Genomic DNA, 13196 nt, shown 5'->3' on the forward strand with positions numbered 1-13196 from the left:
CGCCAATATCAACAATCGTGCTAATTCGGAATTTGCTGGCATAAATCCTCATACAAAGAAAAGTACTCGGCGATCACGGTATTAAACTGCTGCTCATCATAAGTCCAAGGCTGAAAAGATTCACTCCAGTCCTTCCAACTAATACTTTCACCGCGGGATAGGCGCTCAGCCAAAGCAATATGTTGGTAGCCGCCACCGCCAATACGTTTATCGTCACACCATAAGCCAACGCTACAGCATACCCATTGACGCATTTCCATCGTTAAGCTTATATGTGGGAAAGCTGTTTTTTTCTGATTCAGTTTATAATAGCCTCCCTGCCCCTTGTAAAAGCGCACCGGATGCGGATACTGCGCGATGATGGCCCTCTGCTCTGTACTACTGAGTCTGGGATTAAAGTCCCCCTCACGCTTTGGAAATTGCGTCAGCAGTGACTGATAACGCTGGGCTAACTCAACCTCTTTTGCAGCCTTTATCAAGGAAGGTGAGATATCATCTAAAATATATTGACGTTCTTCTTCAGTTAACATGATTATCCTCATATCATTTTAAATACTATTGGCCTTATTATAACCTTGTTCACTTAATCTCTGTATCACTGGATCTTGGCGTTAATGGGAGCATCAAAGGGGCGGGGTGCCCCTTTGATAACTTTCGTCTCCCTCTAGCGCTTAATGTGACGCATCGTCACGCGTTAATCTATCACAACTGGTGGTGTCCAACCCACAGGTGGCTCAGGGCGAAAACGCAGCTCGACCCCTTTTTGTCTCGCAATGGCCTCAAACTCGACAATATTACTCAGCTGGCGATTAAATTCCGGCAGCTCCAATACATAACCATCGACTAGCAAGGTGGTATTATATAATTTCTTATCTGGGTATTTTGCCGCCTTGAAGGTGGCGCCGGATGGGTATTTATTTATCACCTCATTATCCAATAACTGAGCAAAATGAGCCGGATCGCGCAAGCCCAAATCGTAAGATTTACGCTCAATCACACTGTATACTCCCATTTTGACTTCTTTTAAATTATCAATCACGCGGCGCTCACCGCCGGGCAGCTGAATGTGTACCTCGCTAAAAGGGTACCATTTTTGCTCATTGGCATATTGATTAAAGCGGGTGCCGCGTAACATGGCGCCGCGTCCATCGAGGGATTGTAGGTATGAGTTACGCTCGCGGTAATCAAGGTGCGCCGCTTCTTTTTTTACGATATAGCGCTGATATTGCGCCTCTAATGCATCATCTAAAAAGCTACCATCAACTTTTTTTGATGCCGCTAACATAAAGTTATCAAGCTGGGTGATCATGCTCGTGGTTAGCGGCAGAGACTCTGCTACCGTGCTGAACTTGTACAGCAGCTCATCAACACTGAGTCCTTCTAAGTTACCTAACCACTTAGTATAATTAGAACTTAACTCAGCTAATTCATGTATCGCATCGATAATAACCCGCTTTTGCTTGGTTATATCACCAGCGTGATCAGCAAGCCCGTCTAAATAATACTTAAAACCAGCATCAGCAAATTCTTCAAGGCCCGCTGTAACTTCCTCATTAGTTTTACGTATGCTGCTTGCAAAAAACGCTATGGTATCAGCTTCATTGTTAAGTGACTTTTTCGCTATTCCCGCAATAAGGCCTGCGCCAAATTTTAACGCCGCACCTGCTGTAGCGACACCCGAAGCGCCACTGATATCCAGCGCTCGCTCTCCAGCCTCACCCCAGAAATAGGCATCCGTAATGACTTTTTCTAATTGCGTATGCGAAGCGACAAGCTGATCTGTCAACTTTTTATTTAAGAATTTTAACTGCCCATCAACAGTAACAATTAAATCTTCATTGGCCTTGTTTAGAGTATCGCTCATTTCTGCTAACGTATCTAACGCAGCAGGCATGTCACCATTGGCGACTTCATAAGCGGCTTGATCAAAGCCGCCATCTAACGTTACATCAGGTGTATAAGCCTCAATGGCTGATTCTGCCGCCGCAATGTTCGTCAGTACCATCACTTGCGGTATGCTAAATACTGTTTCAGGCGCTAAATTTGCCTCTCTTAAGGCTTTTGGCAATTTCATGCCATTAGCTTCAATCTCATAAATATTTAATGAGACGCCAGAGGCGGCATATTGCACTTTTTCATCAAAATCACTGGCGATTTCATTTAACGCCAGTGCACTTTTAAAGACAGGTTCTAGTTGCCGCCAGAGTGAGCCTTGTGCCGTATTTGACGCACTGGCATCTGCCGCATTAATGGCTTCAGCACTACCACCCGCAATAAATACACCTAACCCTGCGGTTAATCGAGACAGATTTTCGGCAAGCTGACGGTTTTCAGCCAAACGAGTCCCTATATCACGCCATTCTTTAAAATGCAGTATGTCTGCTGACTCAACCTTATTTTGCAGTAACCAGGCTTCCTGCTGCGCTAATCTGAGCCTATCCGCTTCAACTAAAGGATCTAAATCTAAAGTGTCTTTTAATAATTGCCTGACCGCTTTTTCTTTATCTGTTAAGGTATCCACCTCATGATCAAAGCTTTTACTCACAAAAGTCGCAGTAATACTGCCTGCGGCTCCTGCCGCGCAGCCATCACTCGAATCACTTGAATTCAATCCGCCTGTCAAGCAGCCTACAGCCCCGTGGGCAATATACTCTAGAACTTCATCTAAGACTTCATGCTGAGAATAAAACTCAATATCTTCGGCTAAACTGGCACCGAGTTGATTAACCGCATTCACTTGTAAAGCTTGAACAAAGGTATCGGTAAATTCATCAAAATTGCCGCCATTGATCACAGTAGAAATACCTGTGCTAACGGCCGATTTTACTACTAACTGCGCTGCCTGGTTGCCTAAATCAACCATATTTCGTGCCGCTTCTCCTGCACCTTCTACCGCACTGAAAGGCCCTACAGAGCCGATATAATTTAAGGCACCTGCCGTGGCCATTGCTGTTGCAACCGTTCTCACCGTATCCGATGAATGCATGGCTTTGGTGGTTTCAATCAGGTTATTGCCATTGGCTAAACTCATGGCAGTTTGTGTCGCCAGTGCCAATGCCCCTGCTTGCAATGCCGCCGTTAAGGCTGCACTACCGGCAAAACCCGTAACAGCAATCCCACCACTGGCGCCAATGGCTGCAAAGCCTGCAGGTCCCATCACCACCGCCATCGCGATGGCGATAATCGCCATTGCAGCAGGGCTTAAACTACTGGTCTTGTCATACTCATGAATATTCACCAGCTCTTGATAGGCTAATTCGACATTTTGACTCAGCTCAGGATCGTGATATAACTCGGCCATCCAACTGAGTGAGTCAGAATCTTCGAACTGCGCCATCATCTCATCGAGGGTGACATCCTCACTTTGCCCTAGCTCTAAGGTCACCCCATGGGTGGCTTGCACTTTCACGCCGCCGATGATGCGATTATAAACCGCGGTATCTACCGTATCGGTTTGGGTTTCGGTTTTAATGCGCCACATGCCTTCAGTGACGCGGTTCATGAAGTAATGATCTTGCTCTTTGGCCAGCAGTAAGTTTACTGCGCCGTTATAAGCATTAATGTTTGTACCATCGCCTGAGGTGATTTCAGTGGCTCGCAGCGTGATATCACCAAAGTCAGAGGCGATGAGTACCCCTTTACCTGCCTCTAATGCCGATTGAATGGCAATGGTTTGAAACTCTTGCTCGGTAAGAGTGACTTCTCCCACCGTGCCTTGACGATTTTTTTGAAACTCATCAAACTCATTGGTGATGTAAATGCCTTGCTGAGCGAGTATTTGCAATACGCCACGATCGGCGGTTAAGGTTGAGGCATTAATTTGAATGATGCCCGATGCCATTAAGTAAATACTGTCGCTGGCACTGAGCCTAGAGGCAGTATGGCTGACAATAGAGGTGATCTCATCAAAGCCGCCGATATTCTCGTTACGCACATAACTGGTTCGCTGACTCAGCAGCATGATGTTGCCATCGGCATTGAGGACGATATTATCGCCATCGATAGTGCCGCCTTGCACCACAATGTCATTATAAGATCGAATAGAGACATTGCCATTAATGGCATTCACGCTGGCAATGGTGCCCAAACGCGTGCCTTGTTCAAAACGGGTGGCAAAACGGTGGACTAAGGTTTTTTGCACATACTGATCGGCAATAATATTGACGCTGTCTTGAGCGGTAAGCTGCCCCGATAATATTTGTAGGGTGCCGCCCACTAACAGATTTAAGTCGCCACTTGAGACCACTTTGGCATTTTGATTAACATTGAAATCACCCGCCGTGTTAATGAAAGTATTACGATTAGTGAAAATAGTGCCTGCATTGACAGTTATGCTATTAAAATGCGCCTCATCACCTAAAAACTCAACGGTATGCCCTTCTGCTTTTAACGCACTCAGCCTATCATCGGTGAAATGCACCACAGGCACTAATACCTGCTCGCCATTAATGCTACGTAACTCAGGCCAAATCAAGTTTTTACCAAAGCTGTTCACCTGCGCTTGGGTTAACTTGTCGCCCAGTTTGGCACTGCTGGTACCACTAAAGGTATAGGCATTATTGTAAAGCGCATTAATTTGTATTTTTTCAGTGGCATAGATTTTACTGATTAAATTACGGTTTAATGCATTAAAAATTTGCGAGCGAATAAAACGCGACTGCACAAAAGGGTCACCAATTTGTTTCGCCAGCGGATAATGGGGCAATATCATGGTGATCCCATCGTTGATGATGGGGATCATCAAGGGCGATGGCAGCGCACTCTTACGAAAATCGAGTAATTTTTGCTGAAAAGTGGCGATATTTTGCGTGGCCTGACTGGTCACATCATCGACATAGTAAGCTTTTTCAAATTGATACTGGCTATTACTGACCCGCTCATATTGGCCGTTTGCATTGACCTCACTTTGAATAAAACTGTCGGAGATAAGATTGGCCGCCTGCGCCGTCACGGGCAATGTGATTTGAAATAACATCACAAACGTGAGTAGCCAAGAGGTGAATTTTTGCCACAAGGGCGCCTCGGGTGTCGTCGATGTATGAGCCACCAAAATCTGATTAGTGTGTTTCATGGATATCCTTGTCACTGCTTATGGCAAATAGGTCATTAATTTGTCGATGGATATGGAAATGAAACCTTCTCTATTTACCCTAATAGGTCTTCCAATTGGCGGTGGTCCACCGTGATAACTGGTAATATTTTGAATAAAATGAACAATGACATTAGTACCACTAATCGTATAAAGCTCAAATGTAGAAGAGTTCAATATCTCCATTTTAGAATCTGATTGTAATGGTAAACGCCGAACATATTCAGTACTGGCCGCGACAAACTGGGTATCGGTGTAACCTGTATCGCCCACTTCTCTGTCTTTTGCCTCCTCCCCCAACAGTTCGGGGATACTTTGAACATGCGAAACAGCATATGAATCAAAAATATCTATTTCACCTGCAGGTTGTCGAGTTCTTCGAGTATAAATGACCTCCTCAAATTTCAATAAATCTCCTTCTATTGATACATTCCTTGCTCGGCCATAACCATCACTCCATGCACCTGTTGCGGTTTTTCTTGTGCCATAATTAAACGGTGCCAAATGCGCTTCAACCACTTGTTGTATCGCTGCCTCTTGGCCATTAATGTTATCAATTTCCAAATCTGACATCGCAGGTTCACTGTCATCAATACCATACACATTGCCGCCAAAAGCCGTTAAGGTTTCAGCCTCAGCAACGGTACTGATATTGTCACCGTCACAAGTGCGGTAACGCAGACAATCTTTAACGTTGCTTAAGGTCACCGCATCATAGTTTTCAGTGATCTCTAAACCAATGCTTTGAATTTGAGTTTGATAAAAATGACTGTCGGCAAACACCTCAAAATACGACATTTCATTGATGAGCTGCTCTTTGACATTGTTGCCATCATTACCATTACTAAACAGCAGTTTTCCAAACGAATACAAACGTGCAGGCGGCGAATAGGCAATCACTTTGGTAGTCGTACCCACATTCGCCTGATCTTGCTCAACACTAGTATCATCACTGAGTGTAATTTGATTAAAAATATAATTTTCAAGCTGAATACGATATCGCTCATTACTCAGTTTGGGGGTATTCACCGTAAACTGACCCGCTTGATTTAAACCGATAATGGCAGAGGCGTTAAGAATATATTGACTGGCTTTGAGTGCCAGTTGATTTTCAACTTGAATGGAAACTTGCTGGGCTTGAGCGTTATTGATCATGATCCCTGCATTCCAACTCGAAGAAGAAGGGCGAGTTAACGAATAGGGATTGATGTTTTCAATGGCCTTAGCATCAATGGATAAACTGTTGGCACGAATATGGGCAGAGAGCTTGCTGGATAGCGTGCCAGACTCTGTCACATCGTAATAAATACCATGTAAAAACAAGGTCAGATCCGTCGACAAGGGCAATGCTTGAGTGTTAAGCGGATAAGATTTGTAAGCACTACGGGAACCATTGACCACATAACCCTGTTGAGATTTTAACACCGCTGTTTTTGCACTGATGTCACCGCCAAAACTATTATGGATATTGTATTGAGTTTCCACATTTAAGGTTGATGTTTCTATGGTTGCGGTATTGATTAAGCGTCTTGCCGCCATCTCAACGAGGTTGGCTTGAATATAGCCTTGCTGAACAATATCATCCTTGCTCATTAAGCGTAAATCACGACTAATAATGCTGGCATTTTGACTAATATTCTCCAATGACTTGATGGATATCATGTTATCAGAAATCAATCGGCCATTAAGCGATACACCATGATCATCGCTACTGCTTCTGGCTTTAATGCTTTGAATGTAAATCCCTTCGATCGGCGCATAAAAATTATCATGATAAGTACTGGTTGCCAGTAAATCTGATGAGGTATTGAGCTGACTTGCTGGATCTAAGGTAATTTGCTGAGAACTGGTAATAGCAATACTCGCGGCAGATAGCTGACCATTAACGGTTAAGCTGTGTTCACTCACCTCTACATTAGTGACAGTTAAACTATTGTATTTAATGGATATATCACCATAATAAATATTAATGCCGCCAGATCCCACAATTTTAGCCCCTTGTGGATGAACAATGAAGCCCCCTTCTGGATGGCTATCGGCTTTGAGATTTAAATCAATCAAACCATTGGTATGCACCCTATCGGCAATTAACTCTAATGACTGCACTCCCGGTGCCGATAGTTGGTTAATCTCCACCACACCATTATAACTAGTCGTGAATCGACCAATATCGCCATGATTTTGAATAGCTGACACACTATTGTAGCCTGCAACAGTGAGCGTTAGCCGCCCCACATTGTCAAAACTGCATTGATGACAGCGCAAAATTTTATTTGAACCACGACTCACTAAAAGTAAATCGGCAGGCGCACCTAAAATTTCAATGTGATTGGCCAGTGACAATATTGGCGCTTCAATCACAATTAAGCTTGCGGCATCGGCATTCACAGCAGAGCCTGTTTCACGATTACCATTATAAATAATGAGTTTGCGCCCTGAGACTTCAAACTCATTAAATACATTCATCGATACTCCATTAACAGCTGGCGCTGGAATGAGCACATCTGCCGCAATATTTGACTGAAAGTTGATTTGCGAATCAGGGCTATTACTTGCAATAGAATAACTTGATGCAAACAAATTAAATGATTGAAAATAAATGAATAAAACCAAGAATAACGAACTTGATATTCGTCTGACTATTCTGGATATGGGTGACATTACAACATCCTGTATATTTAAAATGGTGGGGATGTAACCAACTGCCAAATTAAATAATACAATTGGTTATAATACAAAGGTCTATTACCCACAGTCAGTGACACAAACCCAACAAAAATGAAACGACAAAAACTTTAAAAATACAAAAAATAATAATTATTAACTCAATGATTCATCAACATCATTATTTTATGTATTCACCAAGCGATGATTCATTGATATTTATTCCCTGCTTCTGCGGTATACTCTTTAACAATAAGCTTGCCATCATGACTGGATATTGGCCTTGCAAACACCCGAGCTACAACACTTTTATATTTCAGAAGAGCAATCTATTTATTTACTGACTGCTGACAATGCCCGTAAACATAAGGCGTGGATCCGCCTGTGTCGGCAAGAGCTGACTAAATTGGGCTATCAGAATATTGAGTTAGTGGGTAAAGGCGCTTATGGGTTTGTTTTTTCAGGCATTAACAGTGAACATCAGGCCCATGTGTTTAAGTTTTCCCGTATAACCTTACCTCAAAGTGTGCAAGATAGGCTGGAAGAAGAAGCCTTTATGTTGTCGCAAGTGATCCACCCAAATGTGCCTGGACTCATAAAATTTGAGCGCGTGGGTAAACAAGGTATTTTGGTGATGGAAAAAGCACCGGGGGAAGATTTAGACGTCCTTTGCCGCCGCCTAGGTAAACTCCCCGTCGCGATGTTAATGAATATAGCCAGACAATTGGCCGATATTTTGCTGTATTTGCATCACGGCCGTCCGCTGATCCATGGAGATATTAAGCCTTCAAATTTAGTGTACGATATCAAAACAGAAAAGCTGTCCCTCATCGATTGGGGATCGGCGGTATTCGCCCAACGGGATGTACATGATAATCCGGTGAATGGCAATGTGATGGATGTCATGTCTAGCGATCAGCAACATACCAACGCAAGAATGGGCGATGTGTACTTTATTGGTGATGAGCAACTTAATGGCGCATTATCCAGCCCAAGATTTGACGAGCAAGGCGTCGCAGCAACTCTTTATGCACTCGCATCGGGTCAAGCAAGCCGCTTTGGCAGCCAAGTTATTCCGCCCACCAGCATAGGTTTACCCATTGAATTGGCAAAAACATTAACGGGTATGCTCAGTCAAGATCCGCTTATTCGCTTAAAAGCGGGCGATTACTTTTTAAAGAGCATGTCCCATAATTCTTGGCTACATCTGCCTGAGATCCCTGTGCCCCCTATGGAGCCTGCGATCCCCATTTGGACCCAACACAAATCACAACAAGTGGAAACGGTCACCTACAGTTCAAGAAAAGCGTTTTTAAAAGAACATAACGCCGACGATCCCATTACCCATATGGATGACAGAGAGCTTGAGAAATATTACCGTAATTTTTTAGCCGGTATGGGTGATAATGAAAAAGGCTTTATTGTGGCTGTTGGCAGGCTCGCTCAATACCCTATTGTGGGAGGCTTAGTCATACATTGGCGAGAAAGCGGCATTTTTATTGATTCCAGTTTTAACTTATATTATTCCCATCAAGCACACTTAAGCCTGAATGAGCAAGCACAATTACATGCACAAGAAAAAAACGCTTTTACCTTAGCAGTCAATAATATGGTAACCCTTGCCCGTGGCATTAAACGTTTAGGTGTTTTTAAAGCCTGTTTTTTTAATGCCAAGGATACTCTGCATATTGAAAGAAAAAGCACCCAATCTCCTTTTTTACTGGCCTCAGATCAACAGTTACCTTTTGAAATCGGCGATGCGCCTTTTATCGAAAATAAGTCTCGCTTACACTCTTATTTTGAAGATGGTCCCGATCCTGAAGAGAACTTAGCCCTGCCCACTGAAATTATGGAAGAACTGAGCCACATAAACAAAATTCATCATACTGGCTGCATTATTTTTGAAGCCTTACCTAACCACATGAAAATTCATAGCTACTTAAGACTTCTCAATCCACGTAAACAGGCCGCTTTTCGCGCTAGCCTCGACAGAATTTTAAGTCATGTGAAAAAAATTCAAGGCCAAGGCGTTTCAGGGTTTATGAAATTGCCTTATAAGAGTACTCGCCACTTTCATGCCTTATCCCATCAACCCGATCATTTCTACCCTAAAAATCCAAAAGAATTTTGCCTAATGACTCAAACTAATACCAATCTAAGTAAGTAAATGCGCAGTTCAGAGCCACTCAGTGCGGGTTTAAAAATACGTTATACTGCGTTGTCTGTTTTGATATAGGATAACGATTAGCGTCAAACTGCCGCGACCGCCATGGATGGTGGGAATGTCAGTTCAAGCAGGAGCAATTAACGACCTTACCTACCGCATTTTACATTCCCGCTGAATGATCACTTACTTAGATTGATATAACATCACTCTGTTGGCTTTTTCGGTTCATCATCTGAAGACGTGGGGTTGTTGGTTTCCACCTGATGGCTCTCTGGTCGCTTATCACTAGGATCAGGCTTTTTCTCAAAATCACCATCAAAAGTCTGTCCTTGGGAATCATTACCAAAAGGGTTTTGCTGTTGTGTTCCCCCCATTCCACCGCGACCATTAGCCACGACTTTTAGCTGCATTCGCTTAAATAAGAATCCCGCGACAGGAATACGAATAAAGCGCGTTAATAGTAAAATGCCTACAAAGTCAGTAATAAACCCTGGGATCACGAGCAATAATCCGGCCAAGCCTAACATCATGCCTTCAACAATTTCTTGCCCTGGCGCTTCACCACTGGACAATTTTTTTTGAGCTTGCATTAAGGTACTGATCCCTTGACTACGCACTAAAGAGATCCCTATCACGGCTGTTAATATCACCAAGCCCACAGTTGGCCAAGTGCCTAATACTTCTCCAACACGGATTAATACTGCCAACTCCAAAATGGGTAACACAATAAAAAGTAATAGAATGAGTAGAAACACACTGACCTCACATGATTAAAAGTGAAAGTTAAATCAGTATTACCGGGTCTAATCTTACGTTGCAGGAGAACTTGGACACTAAAATATGTCTTTAGCCCCCCAACATGAAAAACAAGATTGATAAGTAAGTGTCACCCGATAACGGTACATGCTTAATCTTAACACTAATTTTAAAAACTAACGGATGAAAATCCAATCCTTATCACATCAATAAAAAGAGGAGTTGCTCAAAGACTAACCTTTATGAAATAAACTCAGTATAATGATCCATCATCTTGATTACGCGTTGTGATCAAGGTTCCCTTAGTATGTTTGACTGGATAAAAGAAACGACTTCACACATGAAAAAAATTATTTTAATCCTATTAGCTCAATTACTGGTACTCAGCCCCTTGGCTTATTCAGAGGGGCTTTTCGAGCAAGGCGGACTCAACTTTTTAAAAAGTGAACCTGAATTACTGCCAGTTGATCAAGCTTTTGCCATGGATTTTAAACAAGAAGGCAATCAAGTTAACATTCGTTTTGTCATTGCCAAGGGATATTATCTTTATCGGGATAAACTGACATTTTCAGCCACCAATGCTGACATTGAAAACATTGCATTACCTAAAGGAAAGACCCATTTCGATGATTATTTTGGTGAGCAGCAAGTCTATTATGACTTCGTCACTCTGCCCATCACGTTAACCGATGCAAAAAATAATGGTCTATTGAATATCACATTTATGGGTTGCGCCGAAGACAAACTCTGCTATCCGCCAACCACACGGGACATCCCACTTAATGCGATTACGCCTCATCCCGTCAGTGACTCTTCTGCCAATGCAAATACCGCTAATGAACAAGCAACGCCGCCATCACAACACAAAGAAAGTGATGATAGCGCATCACTATCAAAGCAAGACAGTTTAAGCCAAATGCTTGAAAACAGTAGCTTACTATGGACATTAGTCAGCTTTTTTGTATTAGGAATTGGCTTAGCGCTCACCCCTTGTGTCTTCCCCATGTATCCCATTTTATCTGGGATCATTGTCGGCCAAGGTCAAAAACTCTCAACCGCTAAAGCCTTTACCCTTTCTATGGCCTATGTACAAGGCATGGCAATTACCTATTCATTATTAGGATTAGTGGTTGCATCGGCAGGCATGAAATATCAAGCAGCCTTACAGCATCCCGCCGTATTAATTGTATTAGCCATTTTATTTGTCATTTTAAGCTTATCGATGTTTGGCTTATATAATTTATCCTTGCCAGCTAAATGGCAAAATAAAATGACAAGTTTGTCCAATAATCAAAAAGGGGGCAATTTAATTGGTGTCTTTGCAATGGGGGCAATATCAGGCTTGGTTGCCTCCCCTTGTACCACCGCACCTCTCTCTGGCGCCTTGATTTATATTGCACAAACCGGCGACTTGGTACTTGGCTTTTTAGCCCTTTATGTATTGAGTATTGGCATGGGACTTCCATTACTGATCATGGGGACATCAGGGGGCAAACTATTGCCAAAAGCCGGTCAATGGATGAATGTCATTAAAACGGTTTTCGGTTTCTTACTCATTGCCGTGTCTATCATGTTGATTGCGCGCATTTGGGCTGGCACGCTGACCGATGTATTATGGGCTATTTGGGGCATCATCCTCATCGGTTACTTGATGCATCAAAATAAACTCACCCAGTTTAATTGGCAACAAACCGTGCGCTCTGTACTATTAATATTGAGTTTATTGGCCGTCTTTTCTTTTGGTTTTCAATCCATCATGCAGCAACTGGGCTTTCAATCTTATACTCAATTGAATACGCCACAAGAAAAAGGCTTTATCAAAGTCAAATCACTGTCAGATGTTGAAGCTGAAATAGCCAAAGCGGCCAGTCAAGGTAAACCCGTTATGCTCGATCTTTATGCCGACTGGTGTGTGGCCTGTAAAGAGTTTGAACATATTACTTTTCAAGATGCTGATGTCAGACAGCGAATGGACGAAATGGTATTACTGCAGGCAGATGTCACCAAAAATGATGCTACCGATATTGCGCTACTGGAACATTACAATGTCTTAGGGTTACCGACATTATTAATGTTTAATCGGCAAGGAAAACAAGTGTCATCATTAACCGTAACAGGATTCATGAGACCCCAACCTTTTGCTAAACACCTTGATACACTCCTAGCGATTAAATAAACGTTATAAAAAACAATATAAAGTGAGCTTAATGCTCACTTTTTGTTGTCATGACCGCGCGTAAACTCCCACCTTTCCCCCTCTTTAGTCTAAACCCATGAGAAAATGTTAAACTCAGGTCTTTTTCCCATTTCAAACTCGCTTTTTTATTAATATGATAGTGATAATAAAATGGACGTTTTTAGCGTCACTTGGGGGCAGTTGAACTTTTATGATGATTTATTCATCAGTTTGTGGGATCAGGCTAAACGTGTTTTATTCTTTGTTGAGAGCCCTTTTATAGAAAGAAAGGGAGCTTAGAATGACTAAGCATCACCGCTCTTGCCACGATTAAAACTCGTTTA

General features: G+C 42.7%; 6 protein-coding genes. 2 read left to right on the plus strand and 4 right to left on the minus strand.

The window, feature by feature from the left end; genetic code table 11:
• Positions 1-20: 20 nt before the first annotated feature.
• The 3 genes from Q0976_RS15870 to Q0976_RS15880 all read right to left on the minus strand — a co-directional run bounded on the left by Q0976_RS15870 (position 21) and on the right by Q0976_RS15880 (position 7750).
• The gene (locus Q0976_RS15870) at positions 21-530 is read right to left on the minus strand and encodes a hypothetical protein (RefSeq protein ID WP_299494848.1); all 510 of its coding nucleotides are present in this window, start codon (positions 528-530) and stop codon (positions 21-23) included.
• A 164-nt stretch (positions 531-694) separates the two neighbouring features.
• On the minus strand, positions 695-5071 hold the full coding sequence (locus Q0976_RS15875) for a DUF637 domain-containing protein (protein WP_299494849.1): 4377 nt from the start codon (positions 5069-5071) through the stop codon (positions 695-697).
• An 18-nt stretch (positions 5072-5089) separates the two neighbouring features.
• A complete protein-coding gene (locus Q0976_RS15880) occupies positions 5090-7750 on the minus strand; it encodes a hypothetical protein (RefSeq protein WP_299494850.1) in 2661 nt (886 codons plus the stop codon).
• A gap of 286 nt (positions 7751-8036) precedes the next feature.
• Between Q0976_RS15880 and Q0976_RS15885 the strand changes: the two genes are divergently transcribed.
• Positions 8037-9920 carry a protein kinase gene (locus tag Q0976_RS15885; protein WP_299494851.1) on the plus strand — a complete coding sequence of 628 codons (1884 nt, stop codon included), beginning with the start codon at positions 8037-8039 and terminating at the stop codon, positions 9918-9920.
• Between the two features lie 203 nt (positions 9921-10123).
• Here Q0976_RS15885 and Q0976_RS15890 read toward each other — a convergent pair whose 3' ends face one another.
• Positions 10124-10675 (minus strand): FxsA family protein, encoded by a 552-nt coding sequence (locus tag Q0976_RS15890; RefSeq protein ID WP_299494852.1) that lies wholly within the window; start codon positions 10673-10675, stop codon positions 10124-10126.
• 341 nt (positions 10676-11016) lie between these two features.
• On the opposite strand from Q0976_RS15890, the gene Q0976_RS15895 reads away from it, so the two are divergent.
• Positions 11017-12852: a protein-disulfide reductase DsbD gene (locus Q0976_RS15895; protein WP_299494908.1), complete on the plus strand. Its 1836-nt coding sequence runs from the start codon at positions 11017-11019 to the stop codon at positions 12850-12852.
• Positions 12853-13196: the final 344 nt, after the last annotated feature.

This window comes from uncultured Shewanella sp. (assembly GCF_947501665.1).
Lineage (GTDB): Bacteria > Pseudomonadota > Gammaproteobacteria > Enterobacterales > Shewanellaceae > Shewanella.

Bases quoted from the DNA above. Each gene is read 5' to 3' on its own strand.
- Q0976_RS15880 (WP_299494850.1), bottom strand. From the start codon at position 7,750: ATGTCACCCATATCCAGAATAGTCAGACGAATATCAAGTTCGTTATTC.
- Q0976_RS15870 (WP_299494848.1), bottom strand. From the start codon at position 530: ATGTTAACTGAAGAAGAACGTCAATATATTTTAGATGATATCTCACCT.
- Q0976_RS15875 (WP_299494849.1), bottom strand. From the start codon at position 5,071: ATGAAACACACTAATCAGATTTTGGTGGCTCATACATCGACGACACCC.
- Q0976_RS15895 (WP_299494908.1), top strand. From the start codon at position 11,017: ATGAAAAAAATTATTTTAATCCTATTAGCTCAATTACTGGTACTCAGC.